The 24099-nt window shown below is 62.7% G+C and carries 20 protein-coding genes; 8 read left to right on the top strand and 12 right to left on the bottom strand.

The genetic code is table 11. The features are described from left to right. Positions 1-178 precede the first annotated feature (178 nt). The 6 genes from JYP46_RS07745 to JYP46_RS07720 all read left to right on the top strand — a co-directional run bounded on the left by JYP46_RS07745 (position 179) and on the right by JYP46_RS07720 (position 6344). Positions 179-1717, top strand: coding sequence for an OpgD/OpgG family glucan biosynthesis protein (locus JYP46_RS07745; protein ID WP_236042149.1), 1539 nt, complete (start codon positions 179-181; stop codon positions 1715-1717). Further along, positions 1701-1856 carry a hypothetical protein gene (locus JYP46_RS07740; RefSeq protein ID WP_162742196.1) on the top strand — a complete coding sequence of 52 codons (156 nt, stop codon included), beginning with the start codon at positions 1701-1703 and terminating at the stop codon, positions 1854-1856. The genes JYP46_RS07745 and JYP46_RS07740 overlap by 17 nt, the downstream gene beginning before the upstream one ends. A gap of 69 nt (positions 1857-1925) precedes the next feature. Then, positions 1926-3722, top strand: a complete 1797-nt coding sequence (gene mdoH, locus JYP46_RS07735) for a glucans biosynthesis glucosyltransferase MdoH (RefSeq protein WP_206544132.1) — start codon at positions 1926-1928, stop codon at positions 3720-3722. A 9-nt stretch (positions 3723-3731) separates the two neighbouring features. Then, on the top strand, positions 3732-4910 hold the full coding sequence (locus JYP46_RS07730) for an OpgC family protein (protein ID WP_206547773.1): 1179 nt from the start codon (positions 3732-3734) through the stop codon (positions 4908-4910). Positions 4911-5026: 116 nt separating this feature from the next. Next, positions 5027-5572, top strand: a complete 546-nt coding sequence (locus JYP46_RS07725; RefSeq protein WP_206547772.1) for a hypothetical protein — start codon at positions 5027-5029, stop codon at positions 5570-5572. Positions 5573-5663: 91 nt separating this feature from the next. Continuing rightward, complete coding sequence (locus tag JYP46_RS07720) at positions 5664-6344, top strand: SH3 domain-containing protein (RefSeq protein WP_206547771.1); 681 nt, start codon at positions 5664-5666, stop codon at positions 6342-6344. 67 nt (positions 6345-6411) lie between these two features. Here JYP46_RS07720 and JYP46_RS07715 read toward each other — a convergent pair whose 3' ends face one another. The 11 genes from JYP46_RS07715 to JYP46_RS07665 all read right to left on the bottom strand — a co-directional run bounded on the left by JYP46_RS07715 (position 6412) and on the right by JYP46_RS07665 (position 19406). Continuing rightward, positions 6412-8409 (bottom strand): alpha/beta fold hydrolase, encoded by a 1998-nt coding sequence (locus JYP46_RS07715; protein ID WP_206547770.1) that lies wholly within the window; start codon positions 8407-8409, stop codon positions 6412-6414. Between the two features lie 393 nt (positions 8410-8802). After that, positions 8803-9399, bottom strand: coding sequence for a dihydroxyacetone kinase subunit L (locus tag JYP46_RS07710; protein WP_206547769.1), 597 nt, complete (start codon positions 9397-9399; stop codon positions 8803-8805). A 12-nt stretch (positions 9400-9411) separates the two neighbouring features. Further along, positions 9412-10407 carry a dihydroxyacetone kinase subunit DhaK gene (locus JYP46_RS07705; RefSeq protein ID WP_206547768.1) on the bottom strand — a complete coding sequence of 332 codons (996 nt, stop codon included), beginning with the start codon at positions 10405-10407 and terminating at the stop codon, positions 9412-9414. Positions 10408-10432: 25 nt separating this feature from the next. Further along, the gene (locus JYP46_RS07700; RefSeq protein ID WP_210344023.1) at positions 10433-11449 is read right to left on the bottom strand and encodes an ABC transporter permease; all 1017 of its coding nucleotides are present in this window, start codon (positions 11447-11449) and stop codon (positions 10433-10435) included. Further along, positions 11446-12960, bottom strand: coding sequence for a sugar ABC transporter ATP-binding protein (locus JYP46_RS07695; protein ID WP_206547767.1), 1515 nt, complete (start codon positions 12958-12960; stop codon positions 11446-11448). Before JYP46_RS07695 ends, JYP46_RS07700 begins: the two co-directional genes overlap by 4 nt. A 152-nt stretch (positions 12961-13112) precedes the next feature. Then, positions 13113-14111: an autoinducer 2 ABC transporter substrate-binding protein gene (locus JYP46_RS07690; RefSeq protein ID WP_204360835.1), complete on the bottom strand. Its 999-nt coding sequence runs from the start codon at positions 14109-14111 to the stop codon at positions 13113-13115. Positions 14112-14167: 56 nt separating this feature from the next. Continuing rightward, positions 14168-15682: an FGGY-family carbohydrate kinase gene (locus JYP46_RS07685; protein ID WP_206547766.1), complete on the bottom strand. Its 1515-nt coding sequence runs from the start codon at positions 15680-15682 to the stop codon at positions 14168-14170. Next, entirely contained in the window at positions 15682-16782 is a 1101-nt protein-coding gene (locus tag JYP46_RS07680) for a M42 family metallopeptidase (RefSeq protein ID WP_206544122.1), read from the bottom strand. Before JYP46_RS07680 ends, JYP46_RS07685 begins: the two co-directional genes overlap by 1 nt. Continuing rightward, positions 16779-17762 (bottom strand): ABC transporter permease, encoded by a 984-nt coding sequence (locus tag JYP46_RS07675; RefSeq protein ID WP_113152835.1) that lies wholly within the window; start codon positions 17760-17762, stop codon positions 16779-16781. Before JYP46_RS07675 ends, JYP46_RS07680 begins: the two co-directional genes overlap by 4 nt. A gap of 25 nt (positions 17763-17787) precedes the next feature. Continuing rightward, a complete protein-coding gene (locus tag JYP46_RS07670) occupies positions 17788-18597 on the bottom strand; it encodes a BtpA family protein (RefSeq protein ID WP_113152834.1) in 810 nt (269 codons plus the stop codon). A 35-nt stretch (positions 18598-18632) separates the two neighbouring features. Then, positions 18633-19406, bottom strand: coding sequence for a DeoR/GlpR family DNA-binding transcription regulator (locus JYP46_RS07665; RefSeq protein ID WP_206544121.1), 774 nt, complete (start codon positions 19404-19406; stop codon positions 18633-18635). A 249-nt stretch (positions 19407-19655) separates the two neighbouring features. Between JYP46_RS07665 and JYP46_RS07660 the strand changes: the two genes are divergently transcribed. Both JYP46_RS07660 and JYP46_RS07655 read left to right on the top strand, forming a co-directional pair. Continuing rightward, the gene (locus JYP46_RS07660) at positions 19656-20342 is read left to right on the top strand and encodes an outer membrane protein (protein ID WP_206547765.1); all 687 of its coding nucleotides are present in this window, start codon (positions 19656-19658) and stop codon (positions 20340-20342) included. 138 nt (positions 20343-20480) lie between these two features. Further along, a complete protein-coding gene (locus JYP46_RS07655; RefSeq protein ID WP_244974851.1) occupies positions 20481-21224 on the top strand; it encodes a GGDEF domain-containing protein in 744 nt (247 codons plus the stop codon). A 17-nt stretch (positions 21225-21241) separates the two neighbouring features. On the opposite strand, the gene JYP46_RS07650 is transcribed toward JYP46_RS07655, so the two are convergent. Beyond that, the gene (locus JYP46_RS07650) at positions 21242-24013 is read right to left on the bottom strand and encodes an AAA family ATPase (RefSeq protein WP_206547763.1); all 2772 of its coding nucleotides are present in this window, start codon (positions 24011-24013) and stop codon (positions 21242-21244) included. Positions 24014-24099 lie beyond the last annotated feature (86 nt).

Below are 24099 nucleotides of genomic sequence, written 5' to 3'. Positions count from 1 at the left end.
GCGCAGTCTTGGAATGTTATGTGCCCTGCCGAAACTAAACCGCAATTGATGCGTTGAAAGCGCGTGGTTTGTGCCGCGGCTTCACCCTGAGACTTTCTGCATACGAGTTCCATATATGGACCGACGATCCTTTCTTGTTTCCTGCCTGTCAGCCTCGCTGTTGGGCGCCTCCAGCTTGATGACAATCGCAACCTCTGCGCGCGCCGAAGACGTTGCCGCGCAAGGCGGCGGGGTGAAGAGCGGGGCGCAGCCCTTCTCCTTCGATGCGCTGACGGAGGCCATGAAGAACAAGGCTTCCCAACCTTTTGCAAAGGCCGATTTCGAACTGCCGCAGCAGATCGCCGAACTGACCTACGATCAGCACCGTGCGATTCGGTTCCGCCCCGATCACGCATTGTGGCAGGGCGAGGCCCCATTTGAGCTTCAGGCCTTCCACATGGGCTGGCTCTTCAAGGAGCCGGTGCGCCTTTACGCCGTCGAGGGTGAGACGGCTGAACCGATCCTCTTCACCGGCCGCGATTTCGAGTATCGCAAACCGCTCGACCCGACCGCTTTTGAAGATCTGGTGATGGAAGGCGAGGCGGGTTTCCGTCTGCACTACCCGCTCAATGCGCCGGACGTGATGGACGAACTCGTCTCCTTCCTTGGCGCAAGCTATTTCCGCGCGCTCGGCCGCGACACGCTTTATGGCCTGTCGGCGCGTGGCCTCGCCATTGATACGGCGACCGCCAATGGCGAAGAGTTCCCGCGTTTCACCGATTTCTACATCGAGAAGCCGAATCGCCGCAGCAAGGAAGTGACCGTCTACGCGGCAATGGACAGCGAGAGCGTGACCGGCGCATACCGCTTTGTCATTTCGCCCGGCCGCAACACGGTGATGAATGTGACGGCGCGTCTTTTTGCGCGCAGGGATATCGGTCGTCTGGGCGTTGCGCCGATGACCTCCATGTTCCTGTTCGCCGAGAACAATGACAGCGCGTTCGACGATTATCGCGGTCAGGTGCATGACAGCGACGGTTTGAAGATCGTGCGTCAGGATGGCGATGAGCTCTGGCGCAATCTGAACAACCCGTCCGAGCTGGCGACATCCTTTTTCACCGAGGACAGCCCGCAGGCATTCGGCCTGTTCCAGCGCGACCGCGATTTCGCGAACTTCCAGGACGCCGGTGCGCACTATGAGGAGCGGCCTTCGCTTCTGGTCGAGCCTCTGGAATCGTGGGGACGCGGCAATGTCACACTGGTCGAGATCCCGACGGATCTCGAGGTCAACGACAACATTGTCGCTTTCTGGGTTCCCGAAAAGGCGGTGAAGGCCGGCGATGAGCTGGAATTCAACTACCGCCTGACCTGGGGCGCGATCGAAGAGCCGACCAACCGTTTTGCGCGCGTCATGGCGCTGCGCGGCGGCGAGGGCGGTGTCTCCGGCGTGAAGAACGAGGAAGGGCTGCGCAAGTTCGTTGTCGACTTTGACGGTGAGGTTTTGCGGAACCTTCCGGGTGACTCGAACATTGAAGCCGTTGTGAATGTCAGCCGTGGCGAGATCGCCCATTCCACCGTCTCCCGCATCGGGAGCAACGGGATGTGGCGGCTGGTGATCGACCTGAAGCCAAACGGCTCCGGGCCGGTGGAGATGAATGGTCATCTCAAGCTGGATGACAAACGGCTTTCGGAAATTTGGAGCTATCAGTGGAGAGAGACAGATGACGCACGTTCTTGAGACGGATAGCAGGCACGTGACGCTCGCACGCCATGCACTGCCGGCAGCCCCCATGGCCATGCCCGATCAGGTGCTGGAGCGCCGCCGCGCCCGTCCGGCGCTTTTCTCGATGCTTCTGAAACGCTTCGCCTGGAAGTGACCCGACATGCCGCGCATCCGCGCGGCATCGGTCCGGCCCTGCAATGATGCCGGCAATTATGAGTGAGTGATGGTCAGCGTAAGACGCGTTTTATCGATCCTGTTCTGCCTGCTTATGGCTGGCCTCGTCTCCTCGCTTGCCGTCGGCTATTTTTCCGCTGACGGCATCCAGTGGATCGACGCGGTCAGGATCGTGCTTCTGGCGGCCAGCACTGGCTGGCTCGCATGGGGCGCTGCCTATGCGTTCAACGGTCTTCTGAGCCTGCCACTCAAGCGTGAGGACAAGACCTTTGAACTTGTGCCGACCAGCGCCCGCACGGCGGTTCTGGTCCCGGTCTACAATGAAGATCCGGTCAAGACCTTCTCGCATGTGGCGGCGATGATCGGCAGCCTGCATGCACTGGGCGTGGCGGGCCGTTTTGACTTCGCCATCCTGTCGGATACGCGCGACCCCGAAGTGGCGGAAAAGGAAGAGCGCTGGTTCCAGCGGCTGCAACTCGAATGCGGCGCGCATACCGACATCTTCTATCGCCGGCGTGAGCAGAACACCGGCAAGAAGGCCGGCAATGTCGCCGATTTCATCCGCACATCCGGCGCGCTCTACGAGTACATGATCGTGCTCGACGCTGACAGCCTGATGGAAGGCGCGACCATGGCCGAGATGGTGCGGCGCATGGATGACGATCCACGGCTTGGCCTGCTGCAGACCCTGCCGAAGATCGTGCACGCACGCTCTTTCTTCGGTCGCGCCATGCAGTTTTCGACCGGCTATTATTCCCCGATCTACACGCGCGGCCTGGCCGCGCTGCAGGGCACGGCCGGTCCTTTCTGGGGCCACAATGCGATTGTGCGCACCCGCGCCTTTGCCCAGAGTTGCGGTCTGCCGGAGCTTTCGGGTCGTCCGCCCTTTGGCGGGCATATTCTGAGCCACGATTATGTCGAGGCCGCGCTTTTGACCCGCAATGGCTGGACCGTGCGGGTCGATCCCGATCTGACGGGCTCATATGAAGAGGGGCCGGACAATGTGGTGGATTTCGCCAAGCGCGACCGCCGCTGGTGCCAGGGCAATCTCCAGCATGGCCGCGTGATGGTGGCCCCGGGCCTGAAGCCGTGGAGCCGGTTCGTCTTCGTGCAGAACATCATGGCCTATGTGGCGTCGCCGCTCTGGGCGCTGTTCATCATCGCCTCCATTGCAGCACCCACGCTGAAGGGCGTGCCGGACTATTTCCCGGAGCCTGGCCTCTCCGCTGTCTTTCCGCGCGTGGAGCAGGGGCTGGCGCTGACGCTTCTGGTCGGTGTGTTCGGCCTTCTGATCGGGCCCAAGCTTCTGATCGTGGCGCGCGGGGCGATCAGCGGTGTAAATGAGACTTTTGGCGGCACAGGCCGCGCGCTTCTGAACACGCTGACCGAGATCCTTTCGACGAGCCTGCTCGCACCGATCATGCTCATGTATCAGTGCCGCGCCGTGCTTGAGGTTTTCTTCGGCATGGATGGCGGCTGGCCGGCGACGGACCGCGAGGCGGGGTCCGTCAGCCTTTCGGAAGCCTGGTCCGCGAGCTGGTGGATCAGCGCGACGGGTCTGGTGACGCTGGGCCTTGCTTTCCAGTTTGCGCCTGAATATGTCGGCTGGCTTCTTCTGGTGGCAGGGCCACAGGTGTTTGCGCCGATCCTCATTCATGTGAGTTCGCGAAGCGCGCTGGGCACGGCCGAGGCGGGGCTGTTTGAAACCGCCGATGACCGCAACCCGTCTCCCGTCGTGCTGCGGCAGGAGGCCATTCTCGCGCATTGGCGTGGCGCCGAGGCGTCTGCGCCGGCATTCCGGCCGGTCCCTGAGCCGGCATTTGAAGCCGCCGACGCGGAGCGGTAAGGCCCAGCCATGAACGCACCCTTCGTTCCCGCAAGCGTTGGCCGAGACCAGCGCCTTGACGTGTTTCGCGGTCTCGCGCTGATCACGATCTTCATCAACCATGTGCCGGGCAATCTTTATGAGAACCTGACGTCGCGCAATTTCGGCTTTTCCGATGCGGCCGAGGCGTTCGTTCTCATGTCCGGGATTGCGGTTGGTCTTGCCTATTCGCGCGGTTTCCGCAGCGGTCCGTTCTTTGAGGCCTGCATGAAAGTGTGGCGGCGGGCCGGTGTGCTCTACGTCACGCACATCGTGACCTCGGTCATCGCCATCGGCATTGTGGCGGCCGGCGCGCTTTATCTCGGCGTGTATGAGATGCTGACCCGTATCAATTTCGGCCCGCTGCTCGCAAAGCCGCTGGAGACCATGGTTGGGCTGCCGCTTCTCGGGCACCAGCTTGGCTATTTCAACATTCTGCCGCTCTATGCCGTGCTACTTGTGATCTCGCCGCTCTACATCATGATCGGCCTGCGCAGTCCGCTGGCGCTGATCGGTGTTGCGGTGGGCGTGTGGCTGTTGGCGGGAACCTTCCGGCTCAACCTGCCCAATTACCCCAATCCCGGCGGCTGGTTCTTCAACCCTGTCGCCTGGCAGCTGATCTATGCCGTGGGCATTGCCGGTGGGCTCTCCATGATGGAAGGGCGCAAGCTGGTGCCTTACCGCGCATGGCTGTTCTGGCTCTGCACGGCCTTCCTCGTATTCTCCTGCATCTGGGTGTCGCTCAGGGCAGGGGCGCTGCCGGGCCGCAAGATGCTGCCTTTCTTCATTGCCGGTTTCGACAAGACCTTCCTGTCGCTCCCGCGTCTTCTGCATGCGCTGGCGCTGGCCTATGTGCTGACCAATGTCGCCTGGGTTCTGCGCATCTTCCAGTGGCCGGTCTTCCGCCCCGTTGAGCTGATGGGCAAGAACGGGCTTGCCGTTTTCGCCACCGGTTCGGTTCTTGCAATCGTGCTTCAGGTGCTGAAGCTGCGCTATGAGCCCGATTTTGCGTCGGACGCTGCCCTGCTGGGCATTGGCATCGCCATCCAGTATGGCGTGGCGTGGTTCCTGTCGCAGCAGAAAGAAGCAAAGAAGGGCAGGAAACGGGCCGCTGAAAACAGGTTCATGCCGGGCTCGCAGGAAAAGGAACGCCTCCGCGAAAGCGTGTGAACCCACGTATTCCCGCAGTAAGAAGCGGTGTTCCGTACCACTAATTACGCGGTCGCAGACGTTTTGCCGGCATTTTATACTCTCGGCAGGCGAGGGAAATTTGCGAGGGTATTTCCATGATGAAGCGACTTTTTGCATGCCTGTTCGTTGTCGGGCTCGCGGGGTGTCAGTCCGACACCCAGACATCACAACCCATGACGACCATGCCGCCTGCGGGCGGCGGGGCCGGTGTTACCGATCTCGTTGGCGCACGGGGCGCTGGCGGTGAAATGCAGCTCATGGCGCGCGGTTACACGCTTTCCAGAACGCAGGGACTGACCGCCTATTGGTGGAACGCGGCCAGCGGAAACTGTGTACGGGTGGTGACCAGCGATGGACGCTATCAGAGCGTCGATCCGGTTGGTCCGGCCGAATGCGGGCAGGCTTCGATGGCTGCGTCTGCACCGGCTGGCGGGCCGCCGGCAGACATTGCAGATCTGGTCGGCGCGCGGGGCGCTGGCGGTGAGACCCAGCTCATGGCGCGTGGCTACACGCTGGCCAGAACCCAGGGACTGACGGCCTATTGGTGGAAGGCGTCCACGGGCACATGCGCCCGGGTTGTCACGGCCGATGGCCGCTATCAGACGGTGGCGGCGGCCAGCGCCGCCGATTGCAGGGCCTGAAGCGGCAGGGTTCGGTTGAGAAGCGGGGACCTGGCCGGTACCCTGAGGATCGGGTGACACGGTTTCTGTGCGCCGATAAAGGAGATCTGCAATGCGCATTCTGGGTTTTGTTCTTCTGGTTGCGGCGCTTGCCTGGTCGCCGGCGTCCGCGCAGGACCTCCGTGAGGTCCGGGTGCAGTTCGAGGCGGGTCGCTCCGGCACAACGATCAATGGCCGGATCAAGGGATATGAGATTGTCGATTACGTTCTGGGCGCAAGACGCGGCCAGCGCATTGCCATTGATCTCGGCACCGACAATCTGGCGAATTACTTCAACCTGCTGCCGGCTGGCAGCGAGACGGCCATTCACACGGGATCGGTCGCCGGGAACGAATATACCGGCGTCCTGCCGGCCGATGGCGATTATCGCATCCGCGTCTACATGATGCGCAGTGCGGCCCGCCGCGATGAAGTGGCCAATTACCGGCTTTCCGTCGACATCGAAGCCGATGGTGCGGGACGCAGCGCCAATCCCGATTTTGCAGACGGTCTGAGCGGTGGTCCCGATTACTGGGCGGTGTCCGGTGTTGCGCGCAACGATCTCCTGAATGTGCGGACCGCGCCCGGCACGAAGTCCGCAGTGATCGGCCAGTTGGCCAATGGCGACCGGGTGCGCAATCTCGGCTGCCGCATGGTGGCCAAGTCCCGCTGGTGCCGCATCGGACTTGGCGGCGACCAGAGCATGACTGGCTGGGTCAATGGACGCTATCTGGTTGAAGCGGCCGGGCCTTAGCGCGGTTCATTCCCTTGTTCTGCGCATGAACGCCCTGTGAAGCGCAGGTGAATGAGATGCTGGCGCCTCACGGGTCCTGCGCTTGCGAAGCTTCTTCTACCCAGGGAGCAATGTAGAATGTCGGTCTGGCGCTTTCCGCACAGCTATTGTCCAGCTTGCGGCTCGGGTCGTTGATGAAAGCCACCCCCATATCCACGACGCAGGGCTGATAGACCACCGCGCCATGTCCGGCTTCGGGAATGATGAAGGACTGGCTGTTGCTCAGCGTCTCGGCGGCCAGCTGCGCCCAGCTTGCCGCAGTCTGCACATCCCATGTCGAGCCGATTGAGAGGGTTGGAATGTCGCTGACGACCGGGTCGTGAAACCCCTCACGCGGCTGCGGTTCGAAGAGTTCGCACACCGTGTAGAAATCCTGGGCCATCCTGTCCCAGCCTGATCGGATGATGCGCCCGTACTCAAGCCCGTCCGTTACCTCCCTGTAGCGCTCGAGGCTGTTGTAGGGCCGGTCTTCCTGGCAGGCGTAGATCCACAGGTGCGAGCTGCCGAGAATGTCCTTCTCCAGACGTGCTGTCGCGGCCCTGATGGCGTCGAAGGCCTTCTGCACCTCGCTATCCGACATTGCCGTGACCAGCGCCTGAAGTCGTTGCTGCGCCGCGCCATCGAAATACTGGCTGACAAAATTGCGCAGAAGATCCTTCGAGGGCGTTGCGTTCTGCATGGCGGCATAGTCGATCACCGCGGCCCGCAGGCGTTCCGGGTTGGTGGTAAGCGGGCCGATCGCCTTTGACATCTCTTCATCGAAAAGGGCTGCAAGAGGACCGAAGGTGCGGTCGCGCAACAGTGCGTCCTTGAGTTCCTGTATGGTCAGGTCGAGCGCGCTGTCGCTTGCTTTCAGCGCTTCCGCTTCGGCCAGCACGATGTTTACGAGACGCTCTTCTGCATCTGTCAGTTTCTTTGCTGCATTGCGGGCGTCTGTGGCGCCGGGCAGGGGAAAGCTCAGCTCTTTTTCGACAAGCATGGCCACCGTCGGCATCTCTTCGCCGCGCGCCATCTCATAGATCGCTGCGGGTATATAGGCCGTGTAGCTGCCCTGTCCGTACTGCCCGTTGCGCTTGCTGAGCAGGACGGAAACGATCTGTGGCGGCATGGTCGCGCCCTGAATCCGGACCTTGCCGGCAAGAGCGTTGTCATAGGCTTCGTTGAGCTTCTGCCCGAGGTCCGGATAAGCCCGGTTGCAGGCTTCGTCTGCCTTGCATTCCGCCAGGAAGGCGAGAATAGCCTCATGCTCCGGCACCGCAAGCGTGTCATAGAGATGGATTGCGGGCGGTGCGACGCCATCGATGATGACCGAGCGCAGTCCTTCCGGTGCGCTGCGCATGACTTCCAGTGAGAGTTTCGTGCCGTATGATATGCCGTAGAGATTGTAGGTTTCATATCCGAGCGTTTTCACCACCGCACGCACGTCGAGCGCATTCTGATAGGTGTTGAAGTTCTCAAGTCCGACGCCTGCTTCCTGCAGTTCCCGCACACAGTCCGCCACCAGTTTCGATGGCCGCACCGTATCCTCCTCGGTTTCGGTGGAGGTGATTGTCTCCTTGGCAATGTCGATCACATTGATGGTGAGTGCGTCATAGCAGGTGGTGGAACGCGCCGAGAGACCGGCGGCGCGTTGATCGAAGATCACGATGTCCCGCGTGTCACGCCAGGGATCGAATATCTCCGCGAATTTCCGTAGTCCGCCAAGCACCCCCGCTCCGGGGCCGCCATGCAGATGCACGACGGGATCGGGGGCGGGATAGGAGGAATTGGAGCGCAGAACCGTAAAGACCAGATCGAGCGTTCCCGCTTCGGGCTGCGCGTGATCCTCCGGAACCGTCACCGTGCCACAGACGATGGTTTTGCCTTCGATCTCCGTTCTTCCAAGGGGGCGCGGGCATGGCGCAAGCGCGACCGGATAGGCCTTCTGTGCGCCACCTTCCATGATCGTGCGGAAATGCATGTCATCTGCTTCTCCGCTGGAGAGCGCGATGATCAGGGCGATAATCTGGTCGTACGACGTCGACATGCTAGCCTCCCATTTCTGCTGGCGCGTTATGCATTGCGGCTGAATGCGTGTTGTGCGTCCACACCTTGTTCGCGGGCATGCAGATCTGGCGAACCTGCCCGAAGTGCCGGTTATTGCTCATGGGGAAGGGGCGGTTATGGGCGAACAAAAGCACCATCGCCTTGATGGTAAATCGCCATGTCCGCTTAACAAAGCACATGCGCCCCTCAATGATCTGGTCTGTGGAATGAACCAGTCAGGAGGGGCAGTATGCCTGAATGGCGAAACCCGAGCCAGCACCACTATCGGATAGGGTGTTGCGGAGGCAGGCAGTTTTGCCTGTCGCCGGGAAACCGGCGGTGATGCGCACCGCCGGCATGTGGCTAGAGCGTTCCCGCTTTTCCTGGAATTGCTTTAGCCGTGTTTCAGCCCTTCGACGATGCGCAGAAAGGCCAGTTGGCCGGGGTCGGCCAGTCCGATGCTCTTCTCGCCGAACATACGGGCGCGGCCGAGCCTGTTGGGCTGGTTGCGGAACTGTTCAACGGCGTCGCCGGCGGCGGTGATGGCCGTGTCGACCATGGTTTCCGGCGTTGCGCCTTCGAGCGCCTCTGCGATGGCGTCGAGGCTGTCGAGCACCGTCTTGTCGCCGAGATTGCCTTTGCCGCGCGCCATCATGGCGTCGCGGGCGGCGGCGACGAGGACCGGAATGTCGTCCGGCGCAATTTCCGTCTTTCCCTTCTCCAGCTTCGCGGCAGCCATGAAACCGGTGGCCAGCAGCGTTCCATAAGAGGATGACGAGACGCGCTGGAAGGCCTTGGCGGCTGCAAAAAGCGCCATGCCCACATCGTCGGGAAGCTCGGTTTCTGCGGCTTCGGCAAACCCCTTGGATACGGTAATGCCGAGATCGCCGTCACCGAGTGCGCCGTCGGCGCTGCACAACTCCTCGCTGGCAGTCGCGGTGTGAGCGGCAATGCCGCTCAATGCTTTCGCGATGGCTGAACTGTCGATCATCGCGTCCTCTCCCTATACGCGCCAGAAGGCGCAGTCTGCCGGAGCCTTGAGCAGGGTTTCAAGCTCTTCGTCCAGCTTGATGACCGTGATGGTCGCGCCCGTCATCTCCATGGAGGTCGCGTAGCGGCCAACCAGCGGCATCACGATCTCGACACCGAGCGCATCAAGCTTTTGCTTTGCGTGGCGGTAGAGAATGTAGAGCTCTTCGGCGGGCGTTGCGCCGAGCGAGTTCACGAGAATGGAAATGCGGTCGCCCTTTGCCAGAGGCTGGTCGGCCATGAGGCGCTCCAGCATCTCTTCTGCAATCTCGTCGGCGGGCTTGATCGCGTCGCGCCAGATGCCGGGCTCGCCATGGATGCCCATGCCCATTTCCATTTCCGCTTCACCGATCTCGAAGGTCGGCTTGCCTGCCTGCGGGATGGTGCAGGGCGTCAGTGCCATGCCGATGGAGCGGCAGGCATCGGCGGTTTTCCGGGCGATGCGGGTGACTTCATCCAGATCGCCGCCGCGTTCGGCGGCAGCGCCAGCGATCTTGAAGGCATAGACCATGCCGGCCACGCCGCGCCGCTTCTCGGCCTCCTCCTTAGGGGCCGAAACCACATCGTCCGTCAAAAGAACGGTGGTGGTGCGGATGTCGTGTTCCATCTCGGCCATTTCGCCGGCCATGTCGAAATTCATGACATCGCCGCCGTAATTGCCATAAAGGCGCAGCACGCCCGCGCCGCCATCGGCCAGCCGGATCGCTTCGGCCATCTGCTCGGCGGAGGGGCTGGCAAACACGTCGCCAATGGCGCAGGCATCGAGCAGGCCGGTGCCCACATATCCGGTGAAGATCGGGAGATGGCCGGAGCCGCCGCCCGTCACGATGCCGACCTTGCCCTTCTTCGCGCCCGCTGCCCGCGCAATCACGCGGCGCACCGGCTGCGCATAGGTTTCAGGATGGGCAGCGACCATGCCTTCGAGCATTTCATCGACATAGTCTGCGGGGTTGTTCAGGATCTTTTTCATGCCTTGTCCTCCCAGGGGATTGCGTTCAGGCTTCCAGCGGGCGCGCCATGCGCTGGCGGTGTTTTGCGAGACGGTCGAAGACGATGGGCAGGCCGGTGCCCACGATGATCAGACAGCCGATGACGAATTTCTGCCAGTAGGATGGAACCCCGGCCATCAGCAGCGTGGTGTTGATCATGGTGATCACGAACACGCCGAGAAGCGTGCCGAGCACGGTACCGTGTCCGCCGGTGATGCGCGCGCCGCCCAGAACCACGGCGGCGATGACGTTCAGCTCCATGCCGACGAGATCGAACGGGTTGGCCATGCGCGAGAGCGTCACATGCGTCATGCCGGCAAGACCGGCAATCGCGCCGGCGATCACATAGATCAGCACCTTGACCCGCTTGATGCGGATGCCGATGCGCTGGGCTGCTTCTTCCGAACCACCGATTGCGTAGACCTTCCGCCCAAACAGGGTGAAGTTCATGATGATGGCGAGCGCAATGGTGACCGCCACGAGCACGAGGAAGGAGGCGGGAAGCGACACCATCTGGCCGACCGCGTTCTCGATGCGGATGAGGATGGTGCGGGAGAAATTGATCACTTCACGCGGCACCGAGGTGATGTAGGTGGTGCCAAGGAAGGTGAGCAGCGCGCCGCGGAAGAAGGAAAGCGTGCCGAGCGTGACGATCAGCGTGTTGAGCCCCAGCCCGCCGATGAGCAGGCCGTTGACGAGCCCGAGCCCCGCGCCAATGGCGGCGGCGATGACGAAATAGGCGATGATCGGCAGGTCGAGATCGATGCCCAGCACGATCTTCATGGTCGCATACATGGCGAAGGCGCCGATGGCGGTGTGCGAGACATCGATGCCGCCGGAGGCCAGGACCATCATCACGCCCATCGCGAAAATACCGGTCACCAGCCCGTTGCGGGCAAGGTCGATCAGCGTGGAGGGCGTGAAGAAGGCCGGATTCAGCAGGCCGAGAACGACTGCGAAAAGCACCGCGACGAGGAACACGATGCCCTGCGGGGTTGCAAAGATGCGGGCAAGCGCGTTCATGTCCGGTCCTCCCTGATGACTTCGTTGTAGAGTGTGTCTTCGTCCACCGTCGCGGCGTCGAAGCCTGCGGTGATGCGCCCGCGCACCATCACCAGAATGCGGTCGGACAAAGCGATGGCCTCGGCGATGTCGTCGGTGACGACCATGACCGCCGTGCCGCTGCGGCTGAGCGAAACGAGCAGTTCGTGGATCTCGCGTTTGGACCCCACATCGACGCCGACCGTCGGCCCGTTGAGGATGAGAAGCCGGGGATCGATCTCCATCCAGCGCGCCAGCACGACGCGCTGCTGGTTGCCGCCTGAAAGCGTCGCCACGGCGGGCGTGACGTCAGGCGTCTTGATCCGGAGATTCTTCACTGCGTCGCGTGCCCGCTGCAACAGGCTTGCGGCGCTGACGATGCCGAAATGGGTCGACTTTTCCAGGCTGGAGACGGTGATGTTGTCGCGGATCGACTGGTTGAGGAAGAGACCTTCCGTCAGCCGGTCTTCCGGCACATAGGCGATGCCCCGCTCGATGGCGTCGTGCTGGCTTTTGAAGGTGACGGTCTCGCCATCGATCTCGATGCGCCCGGCATCCGGCTTCATGTAGCCGAACAGGGTCTGGGCGAGTTCGGTTCGGCCGGAGCCGAGAAGGCCGACCACGGAGACGATCTCGCCCGGACGCAGCTCCAGATCGACATCGACGAAATTGCCGCGACGGCCGAGGCCGCTGGCGGCGAGGAACGGGCGCTGGACCGCGCCTTCTTCACGCGGGAGCCGCTGACTGTCCACGGAACGGCCGGTCATGGCCTCGACCAGGCGCTCGGTGTCGAATTCGCCGATGGGGCCTTCCACCACCACGGAGCCATCGCGCAGCACGGTGACCGTGTCGCAGACGGCGAAAACCTCTTCGATCTTGTGGCTGACGAACAGGAAGGAAACGCCTTCCTTCTTCAGTGCGCCGACGATCTCGAGAAGATGGGCGACCTCGCTGCGCGTCAGCGCGGTGGTCGGCTCATCCATGACGATGATGCGCGCCCTGTTGGCGAGCGCGCGGGCGATGGCGACGAGCTGTTTGGATGCGACGGGGAGGAGTTCGACCGGCGTGTCGGGGTCGATCTCCACCTGCATGCGCTTCAGCGTGTCGATGGCCAGTCTGCGGCGCGCGCTGCGTTTGTGCAGCACGTCTGCGGAGGTAACCGAGGTCAGGAAGCCGATGTTCTCCCAGACGCTCAGATTGGGAAACAGCGAAAAATCCTGATAGATGACCGAAAGGCCGGCGGTGATGGCGCCCATCGGGTCGTTGCCCAACTGGCGGCCGTTCAGCGAAACCTGGCCTGCGTCGGCGCTCACCACGCCTGACAGGATCTTGATCAGTGTCGATTTGCCCGAGCCGTTCTCGCCGGCCAGACAGCGCACCTCACCGGTGCTCAGTTCGAGATTGACGTCTTCGAGCACGCGCACCGGCCCGTAGGCCTTGCGGATGTCCCGCATCTGCAGGATGGGCGTGCTTCCGCTCGCTTCGTCGTTCATGGGAAATCTCTGTTGTTCAGGCAAGGCCGCCGGGCGGACAAGGCCCGGCGGCGGTTGGATCGAGAGGCGCGCAGACGGCTGCCGGTCCTGATGCCAGGACCGCAGGCGGGCTCCATGCGTCTCTCGTTTCCGGTCACGTCAACACGCTACGATCAGAAATCGTATTCGCTCATGTTGTCCGTGGTGACATCGACCCAGGCCTGGCCGTAGAGCACCTTGCCGTCGAGCTTGATGGCGTTGTAGCCCTCGACGCCGAGGTCCATGCCATCGGTGATCTCTTCACCTGCGATGGCCATGGAAGCGACCTTGTTCATGGCGATGCCTGCCTTCGCGGGATCCCAGAAGGAGATCATCTCGATGGCGCCGGTCTCCAGATAAGGGCCGGCAACCGAAACGAGGCTGGTGCCGACGATCTTGACCTTGCCGTCGAGACCGGCTTCTTCAACGGCCAGAGCCGCACCCACGACATCTTCGCCTGCCGAGCCCTGAATGCCCCTCAGGTTCGGATAGGTGCGCAGAAGCTCCTTGGTCTTCTGGTAGGCGGTCTGCTGCTGCTCGTTGCTCTCCAGCTTGTCGGTGACAAGCGTCATGTTCGGGTATTTTTCTTTCTGGTACTCGATGGCGGCGTCGACCCATTCATTGTGGGTCTTGGCGGTCAGATGGCCGACGAACACGGCATATTCGCCTTCGCCGCCCATGGCCTGTGCGAGCGCTTCCATCAGGTGACGGCCATAGGCCGCATTGTCGAAGGCTTCCACGTCATAGGTGATGTTCTGGAGGCTGGACGCCTCGTGGCCGATGACCTTGATGCCGGCGTCGAGCGCCTTGCCGAGAACCGGTTCCAGAGCCTCCGGCGAATTCGGCACGACGGTGATGGCGTCGACCTTCTTGGCGATCAGGTCTTCGATCATCTGCACCTGTAGCGCCGCGTCGGCGGAAGCCGGTCCAACCTGCGTTGCATCGTGGCCGGTTTCCGCGGCGTATTCATTGACGCCGTCTTCCATGCGGTTGAACCAGGCGATGCCCGAAAGCTTCACCACCGTCACGATGGAGTGCTTGGCATCCTGCGCGTGCGTAACGGCGCCGGCCCCGACGATCAGCGCGGCGCCGAGCGCCACGCCGGCGGTCAGTTTCCTCAAATTCAAAGCCATGTTTTCCTCCTCTTGATACACTTCCAGTGCGCCCCGTCGACCGGGATGGCCGTCAGTCAGGCTTCATCGGACGTCCGCTGTTCCGCTCCCCTCATCAGATCGCTGTTGCGGGCGTACAATTCCTTGAATGTGCGATAGCGCGCGTCATAGACGGCGCGGTTCTCCTCCTGCGGCGCGATGCGCCGCTCCATCGGGTTCCAGCGCCGGATATCGTCGCGCCCGGCCGCTCCCACGGCGACGGCTGCGAGAAATGCGTTGCCGAAGGCTGCGCCGACCGTGTTGGCGGCGACGTCCTGTGTCTTGCCGCTCGCATCCGAGATGGCCTGCGACCAGACGGCGTTCTTGGTGCCGCCGCCGACGGCGGCGATGCGCTCGATCGCTGCGCCGGCGCTCTCATAGGTCTCGATCACCGACGTCACGCCATAGGCGATGCCCTCAAGGAAACCGCGATAGATGTCTGCCCGTGTGTGGGTGAGGTCGAGGCCGAAAATGACGCCGCGCGCATGCGGATCGTGGATCGGCGTGCGTTCGCCGGAGAAATAGGGCAGGACCACGATGCCATTTGCGCCGACCGGCGCGCCCTGCGCCTCTTCGGCGAGCAGCCGCAGCGCCTCCTCGGCATCCAGCTCGCGGGCGAACTGCTCCTGAAACCAGCGGGTGAGCGTGCCGCTGGTGGAGGTGCCGGACATGCAGGCGTGCTGTCCCTTGAAAAGCCATGGCGCATACCACAGCCGCCCATCCTCCACGCGGTGATCCGTGACGAGGATGATGAACATGGTCGAGCCATACATCATCATCATTTCGCCGGTTCCCAGAACACCGACGCTGACGGCCTCCGCCGCCGCATCGATGGTGCCCGCCGTAACCGGCGTGCCGGGTGCAAGTCCGGTTTCCTTCGCCGCCTGTTCCGTGACATGGCCCGCAATCTCGGTGCTCCAGAGAAGCTCCGGGAGACGCTCGGGCGCGATGATGCGGTCGGCGTAACGGTCGCTCCACCGGTTGGTGTGGATGTCGTAGAGCGGGCTTGAGGAAGACGCGGAATAATGATCGATGACGAAGCGTCCCGTCAGCCGGTGCACCAGGAAGGATGAGGAGTTCATCACCTTGTGGGTGCGGGCATAAAGCTCGGGCCGGTTGTTCTTCAGCCACAGGATCTTGGGGCCGACCGACTGGGAGGTGAGGGTGTTGCCGCATTCGGCAAGCAGCGTCTCCTCGCCGATCTCGGCGGTCAGTTCCTCGATCTCCTCGGAAGCGCGGGTGTCGACGCCATAGAGCACGGCGTTCATCAGCGGCTTGCCGTCTTCATCGACCGGCAGCATGCAGGGGCCGATGCCGCTTGCCGCCACGGCCTTGATGTCGCCGGGGGCGATGCCGGTGGTGGCGATCAGTTCTTTGCTTATGGCGCAGAACTCCCCCCACCAGTCTTTCTCGGCGTCATGTTCGGCCCAGCCGGGCTGCGGCACGATCATGTCGTGCCGTCGCTTTGCCGTGGCCAGAATGCGTCCCTGACCGTCGGCCAGAACGCCCTTTGTTTCGAAGGTTCCGATGTCGATGCCGAGGTAGCAATCCATCAGGTGTAGTCATCCCGGTTGAGGCTGAAACCGGCGTCGACCCGGCGGATCGCGGCGATCAGCAGTTTCGTGAGGGCTTCCAGATCGCGCAGGTCGCACATTTCGAGCGAGGTGTGCGTGTAGCGGCAGGGGAAGCACATATCGATACAGGCCACGCCCTCATTGACGAGCTGCACATAGGAGGAATCGGTCAGTGCACCCGTGTGGGCCGTGCGCTGGAGATTGATCCCCTCGGATGAAGCCGTGTCGGAGAAGAGCTTTGGCAGGGCAGGGTGCGGGATCGTGCCGTTCAGCGTGCCGCGTCCGTGGAACGAGTAGAGGCTCATCGCCGGGCCGTTGCCGAGCGCGACTTCACCGCGCTGGGTCATGTCGGGCGTGTCGGCGTTGAGCGCCAGATCGAGCTGGATGGCAATGTCGGGGTTGATCGCGCGGGCCGCGACCATTGCGCCCTGAAGATTGAACTCCTCCAGCACGGCGAAGACGAAATGCACCGTGGGGCGCGGGCCTTCCGCGGCGAGTGCGCGGGCGACCTCGACGATGACGGCACAGCCGGCCCGGTCATCGACCGAAGTGCCGATCAGGCGGTTTTCATTGAGTTCAATGACGCGCGGATCATAGACCACCGGCGTGCCGATCTCGATGCCCAGCGCCTTGACGCCCCCGGCGTCTTCCGCGCCCACATCGATGAACACTTCCTGATAGGGCGTGACCTTGTATTTCTCTTCCGGCGGCGTGGCGTGATGGCTCTTGTTGGCAATGACGCCCTGCACATCGCGGCCCTCGCCGACGCAGAACAGAACGGCCTGCGCGGGCAGGGCCTTTTCCGGGATGCCGCCCAGCCGCTCGATGCGCACCAGACCGTTATCCTCGATCTTGCGCACCATGAAGCCGAGCTGGTCGGTGTGGGCGAACAGCATGACGGAGGGCGCACCTTCGTCACCTTCCAGTGTGGCGATCAGATTGCCGAGGCGATCCGTGCGCATGGAAAGCGGCAGATCGGCGAGCTCTTTCTCGATGCGGCGGCGCACGCGGTCTTCATGCCCGGACAGGCCCGGTGTCAGCATCAGGGTTTTGAGCAGGGAGCGGAGACGCTCTTTCATGATTGGTGAGCCTTTCGTTTGAAGAACGCCTTCACATCGAAGGAACCGAAAGCCGCGCGATAGGACATGACCGCAATGAGCAGGCCGCCGAAGAAGAGGTCGCGGGAGAAGGCGCTGAAGGAGAGAATGTTGAGCCCGCTGGAGATGAACTGCAGGCAGATCACGGCCAGAGCCACGCCGGTGACGGTGCCGAAGCCGCCGGCCGGGCTGACGCCGGCAAGGATGTTGATGAGGATGACGAGCAGCAGATAGGAGCTGCCATAGTCGGCATTGGCCGAGTTGACGCGCGCCAGAACCACCAGACCGGCAAGTGCGGCGATAAAGCCGGCGATTGCGTAGATCTGGATGATCAGCTTCTTGCCGGGCACACCGGCGAAATCGGCGGCGACCGGGTTTGCGCCAAACAGGCGCAGCCGCATGCCCACCGGCGTGCGGCGCAGAAGGAAGGCAAGGCCCGAGGCGACCAGTGCAAACAGCACAAGCGGAAGCGGGAGCACGCCGCCGATCGTCCAGTTGCCGAACGCCGTGTACCAGTCGGGAAGACCGGTGATGGCCGGGCCGCGCGTGATGATGATGCCGATGCCGGCGAAGAGCTGCATGCTGCCGAGCGTCGCGAGGATGGGCGGCAGCCGCAGATAGGCGATGAGAAAGCCGTTGAACGCGCCGCAGACGAGCCCCACGGCGAGACCGGCGGGGATGGCGAGCCATGCCACTTCCGGTCCGGCTTTCATGGTCACTGCGGCCACGATGGAAGCCAGATTGGCGATGGCGACGACCGAAAGGTCGATGCCACCGGAAATCATCGTCGGCAGGACTGCAAGGGACAGAAGCCCGAATTCGGGGAACTGGAAGCCCATGGATTTGAGGTTTGACGATGACAGGAATGTCGGACTGGCGATTGCAAGCGCAACGAATATCAGCGCCGTCAATATTCCCAGGCTCTTTAAGTGTGAGCCTGTGGTGTCCTGTCTTGCGTCCATGGTCTTCCTCCCCAGGTCCCGATGGTTAGCCGCCGCGGGCGGCTTTTACGATCTGCATGAACTCCCTGGCCCGCTCTGGATCGACCGGGTTCCAGGTGTTGCCGTCGACCTTGAGCGACGAGCCCACGATGCAGCCATCGGCGATTTTGAGAATGTCGGCCACGGTGTTGTGGCGAACGCCCGTATTGGCCAGAACCGGTGTGTCGGTGACCTTTTCCTTGACCGATTTGAGATCGGTCATCTCGGCGGCCTCGCCGGTGATGGCGCCCGAAACGAGGACGGCGTCGGGAATGGAGGAGAAGACGGCAGAGCGGGCGCGGTCGGCCAGCGGGCGCTTGTCCATGGAATCGGCGAATTCGGCCGACACGTTGTAGAGCATCACCAGATCGTCACGGCCAAGGCGGTTGCGGTAGCGCAGCGCCTCGCCGGCATTCGGCGTCCACGGGCCCATGTCGGAGGCATAGGTGCCGGTGAAGATTTCGCGGACGAAGGAAGCGCCGGTTGCCGTTGCGAGCGCCACGGTGCTCATCGGATCCCACAGAACGTTGACGCCGAAAGGCTTCTTGATCTCGCTGCGCAGCTGGCCGATCACATAGGCCATGGCGGCGGTGGAGGCGATGTCGACCTTGAGCTCATAGGGGCGGTCGTTCTCATTGCCGAACATCACCGCATCGACATCGGCTTCCTGCAGGGCGGTGAGATCCTTGCGCGCTGCGGCGACAATGCCGTCAATGCCGGCATCCGCATCATAGAGCGGTGAGCCGGGCATCGGCAGAAGATGCACCATCGAGATGATGGGTTTCCTGTCGCCGAAGAGCTGCTTGAACTTTGACATTCCGTGCCTTTCTTTCTTGTTGTCGGCCGCCCCCCTCAGGCGAGCGTTATGGCCGGTATCAGCTTCCGATAGGGCGCAATCAGATCCTCCGCGTCCCTGTCGGTGATGAGTTCGTCGATGGCGTCGAGCCCGCAGACTTCTGCGAACACGCGTTTGCCGAATTTGCTGTGATCGGTGATGACCACGGTGCGCTTGGCGCGTGACATGGCGAGCCGCTTGGTCTCGGCCTCGTCGAAGGTTGCCGTCGTCACGCCGCCTTCATCGATGGCGTCGGCGGCGATGAAGCAGATGTCGGCCTGAATGGTGGCGAGCGCGGTCTTCGCCCAGTTGCCGACCAGGCTGAAATAGCCATTTCTCACACGCCCACCGACGATGTGGACCTCGGTTGGCCCGACGGCGGCTGCCTCGGCGACTTTTATGTCCATCGTCACCACGGTGATGCGCCTTCCCGCCAATGCGTGAGCGGTGGCCAGCGCCGTGGTGCCGGAATCGAGCAGCGCCACCTGACCGTCTTCAATGCTGGCGGCGGCCTTCTGGCCGATACGCTGCTTGAGTGTCTGATGGTGGCGCACCTTCTCCAGGAAGAGCGGTTCGGTGTCGCCCTCGCCAATGCCGCGCGCGACCACGCCGCCATGGGTTCTGGCAACGATGCCGGCCTGCTCCAGGACCGTCAGGTCACGGCGAACCGTCGGCAGTGAAATCTTGAGGAGTTTGGCAAGCTCGGCCGTGCCCACGCGCTTACGCTCGACGATCACGTCGATCATCTGCTGCTGGCGTTCCTGCGGAAAACGGTGGCGCGTACTTGTCAATTTATCCTCCCTGGTGTGATCGATAATGATCGTTTGGGTATGAGTCAATAATTATCGATCATATCCACAGGCGCGAAGCCTGACGAGCGGTTCCTGCGCAGCGCTCCCTTTTGCCGCACCGCGTGGGTGTGAAATCGCGCGCCGGGCCGGAGCAGAGAGGGAGAGGCGACGCTACTTAATTTGCCGTGCAACTAAATTTTCATTTTTTGCGCATGCACTTGCTCGTCGTGAATGCACGCGCAGAGAGGCATGACAATGCGCACGGTATGTCTCGTTTCGGCGGTTCTTTTTCTGTCGCTTTCAAGGGCGCTGTCCGCCGAACCCGACGCGGCGTTTTTTTCAACGGCGTCTGACTGGAATGGCTTTTATGCCGGGGTGCAGGTGGGAAATTTGCGCGGCGCTCTGCATCAGGCCTACGCGGTCGGTGACCATTCCCGGGCGGATGTCAGCGCATTCTTTGCGGGCCTCCATGCGGGTTATCAGCGACAGGTCACCCGCAATGTCGTTGCCGGCGTTGAGCTGGATGGGGCATGGCTGCGTGCCGAAGGCAGGAGCCATTTCTACACGCGGGGCGGATTTCAGATTTCGCCGGGTTACGTCGCGCGTTCCCGGCTCGACTGGATAGCGGCGCTGCGCGGACGGCTCGGTTATGTGGTGGATCGGCGCATGCCCTATCTTGCGGCTGGTCCGGCAATCGCTGACGTGCGCTTTGTGGGAATGCATGGCAACGGTGTGTTCGATCCGGGTGGACGGAAAATCCATGTCGGCTGGACGCTGGGTGGCGGCGTCGACTTTGCCGTGGGAAACAGGCTCATTCTGAAAAGTGAGTATCGCTACAGCGATTTTGGTCGCCGTGTTTTCAACGATGGCGCAAACCCCTCGCGCATCGGGCTGAAAACGCACGGTCTGCGTCTGGGCGCGTCCTACAGGTTCTGATGCAGGGAAGCGTGCTGGACGCATGGCCCATCGCTTGTCCTGTGGGCAGTTTGCGTTCTTAACCGGCTCGCAACACATGCGCTGATAATCGCCGCGGGCATGAAGCTCGTATTGTTCAAAGCGGCAGTCGCCACTTTTATGTCCATCATCGCCTCGCTGGTGATCTGCTGGGCTGTGCTCAGCCTGGCTGGCGGCGGGATCAATTGGTTTCCGGTGATCATGAGCATTCTGTGTCCGCTTTTGATCGCATTTCCCACGTGCACCTACACATTCTACCAGAACCACCGGATCGCGCTTGCGCATGCGCAGCTGGAAGCGGCGCACACAGAGCTTGCCGATGTATATGACGAACTGGCCATTGCCGCGCGCACGGACGGGATGACGAGATTGCTGAACCGCAGCTCGTTTGTCACCGATCTGGATGAGATCGGTCAGCGCGGGGCAGGCGGGGTTCTGCTGGTCATTGATGCGGATGACTTCAAGAACATCAATGACACGCACGGTCATCTGGTCGGCGATCAGGCGCTTTGCGCCATTGCCAGCGTTATCCGAAACGTGGTTGGCGAGACCGGGCTTGCGGCGCGCATCGGTGGTGAGGAATTCGGTGTGTTTGTTGAAGCCGCTTCTTTTGATGACGGGGTGCAGCTTGCTGAGAAGGTGCGCGCCGATATCGAGCGGCTGGGGCTGCGCACGCCGTCTGACATGGTCGTGCCGCTAAGCGTGAGCATCGGTGTGGCCTTTGCGGAAAGCAGGGCTGACTTCTCGTTGCTTATGACGATTGCGGACAGCCAGCTCTACCGGGCAAAGCGCAACGGGCGCAATCGGATCTGCGTGCCCGATTTTCTTGGTCCGGGCGACGGTCTGCGCGCTGCCTGCGCATAATCCCGCATCAACGCTGGCTAGGCTTTCAGGCTGATTTCCGCCAGTTGCGCCAAAGCCTGCTTCTCAAAGGCGATTGCGCCCTGACGACGGGCAATGTTGAGCGCTCTTTCGAGGGCGCGTTGCGCGTTCTTGGGCCGTCCTGTCTGCTGCGCCAGCTTCGCCCAGAGGCGGTGAAGCTCGGCTTCATACCAGCACTCGCCGGTGGAGCGAACGAGGCGCAGCGCGCGGCGGAGCGTGTTGAGCGCGTCGGAGATCCTGCCGTCGTGGAGTAGAACTTCGGCAAATAGCCCCAGACCATAGGGCAGGGTCAGGCGCGCGTTCATCGCCTCATAGGCGGTGAGGCCATTGCGCAGCTGCTCCTCGCCTGCGGGGTCTCCGAGCATTGCGCGCGCCCATCCAGCCAGCATGTTTCCTGGAGGGATCCAGTAGGGAATGTCGGCGCGCCGGCAGGTCTCGATCATGCGCTGCGCGCGCTCCAGCGTGAGCGCCGCATCGCCACGCTCGTGGGCAATGATCGCGCCTGCCCAGAACATCTGGGCCTGTCCGAACGGTTGATCGAGCGCTTCGGCTTCGCGCATGCCCGCCGTCAAATGCGCGTCGGCCTCTGCATCATTTCCGAGAATTTGCTGCACGCAGGCGGCGTATTGTCGGCAGACAATGCCCGCATTTTCGCCGAGCAGCGTGTCGCCGGCTTCCTCTTCGGCACCCTCATGCAGGGACAATGCAGCATCGATCTCAGGCAGGCTGGCCGCAAGGGATCCAGTGAAAAACGCGGTCTGACCAATGGCGTTGTGCGTTGCCATGGCGATCTGCACGGGGACGTTTGCTGAAAGGTTGCGAAGACCGAGGGCGATCTCTTCGGCCTTGCCGAATTCTGCGCGCGAGAGATGGTAGTTCCACATGCCGGCCAGAACCGGGGCGATTTCGGCAGGGTCGCCAACCTCAAGGGCGAGCGTGCTGGCGCGTTTGTAGACGGCCCTGAGTTCTTCGCGCGTAAAACCCTCGGAGACGATCAGCGCCGCGCCGAGGCCGAGAAGTGTCCTGAGTTCGGCTGAGCTCTGGCTTCTGTCGGCATCCGGACAGCGTTCGTGAAGCGCAAGCGTCTGACGAAGCTGCGTGGCGGCGTCATGGGCTGCGCCGCGATCAAGCGCGCGTATGCCGGAGAGCCCGCGATACCGGGCTGCCTTCAGCCAGTCTGCCGCGCGCTCGAAATGGTCTGCAAGCGTTGTCGCCACTTCGGCAGTGTCGGATGCAAAGATGGTCTCGAGCCGGTCGCCGATGCGCTGGTGCAGGCCCTGCCGGATGGCGGCGGGGATGCCGTCATAGATCGCTTCATGATAAAGCGCATGCCGGAAGGCATAGCGCGTGGCGAGCGTGCCATCGGGCTGTTGGCTCACGCCGGCCTGTTCAATGAAGCGGCGATTGCGGGCAAGGTTCTCCAGCCTGTGTTCGACGTCTTCCCGTGCTTCCCGCGTGTCGGCCATGGCAGCGGCAGAGAAACGTGGTCCGGCGACGCTTGCAGCTTCCAGAAGCTGGCGCTCGGCCGGTGTGAGGCGGCCAATTTCTGCTGAAATCACGTCACGCACGCCGGGGGCGATTGCCAGAACCAGTTCTTTCTCGGGGCGGTTCAACTGCCAGCGTCCGGCCGCCCGACCGATATCGCCATTCCGCAGCCATTGCTCCGTGACCGCTTCGACGAGGATGGCGTGACCTTCCGTGCGGTGGGCCAGAGCGGCAGCGAGCGAGGGCGGAAACGCGTTGCCGGGAAAGCGCTGCGCCAGATAGTCATGCACGGCTTCTGCGCCAAGCCCCTCCAGAGCCAGCGTCTGGATGCCCGGTTGCCGGTTCAGGTGGCTGAGTGTCGTGGCGAGTTCGTCCGCAGTATCCACCTCATCGAAACGATAGGTGACGAGCACCATCAGGCGCGCGGGTGTGCGCTGCAGCCCCCAGGCGCAGAGCCAGGCGAGTGTGCTCTGGTCGGACCAGTGCAGATCCTCCAGAACCAGTATGCCCGGCTGTTCGCGGGTGATCCGCTCCATGAGAAGCGTGAATTCGCGCGGCATCGGGTCCGGACGGTCGGGGCCGAATTTCTGGCCGGGGTCGAACGTTGCCGGGTCGTGGCCGTGATCGGCTCCGGGCAGATGCCCCAGCCAGGTGGGGGCCGTTTCACGCAGGAGGCGCGGCAGGTTTGCGACGGGGCGGGCATTGACGATCTGCGAGAGGATTTCGAGCAATGGGCCGTAGGGCTCGCGGGCGCCCGGATGCGGCAGGCACTGGCCATGCGCGATCCACATGGCCGGGGCTGCGCCGGTCAGGGTGGCCAGAAAACTGTCGACGAGGCGCGTCTTGCCGGCTCCGCTCTCTCCGGCGATCAGCGCGATGGCGCGATTGCCGCGGCGGGCGGCGGTCAGGCTTTTGGTGAGTGCTTCCAGTTCTCGTTCGCGCCCCACGCATAGGGGACGTTCGCTGGAAGGGGAAGGTGTGTTCGCGCCGGGAATGTCGATTTGCCCGGAGAGCCTGTAGCCGTAGCGACCAACCGTCTCAATGAAGCGGGGGGCGGTGGCGCTGTCGCCCAGAAGGCGGCGCAACTCCCGGATGCACTGTTTCGGGCCGGCATCGCTGCCGTGCCGGTTTCCCCATATCAGACGGCGCAACTCGTCCTGACTGACCGTCTCGCCCTGCCGCTCGATGAGCGCAAGAAGAACGGCCAGGGTCTTCGGGCGCAATGGCAGGGTTTCGCCCTCCCGCCGCAGCGCGCCGCCAGCGATGTCGAGTTCGACCTGTGTCAATAAGTTGCCTGTCTTCTGGCGCTGGTCATGCTCGCCCTTCAGAAGCGAATCCGCGCATCGCCGATTTCACGTGTCCGGGGATGGTT

The organism is Nitratireductor aquimarinus, from assembly GCF_017255295.1.
In the GTDB taxonomy this organism is placed as follows: domain Bacteria; phylum Pseudomonadota; class Alphaproteobacteria; order Rhizobiales; family Rhizobiaceae; genus Nitratireductor; species Nitratireductor aquimarinus.
The sequence above is the reverse complement of the archived record's forward strand: the minus strand, read 5'-3'. Positions and strand labels throughout refer to the sequence as shown.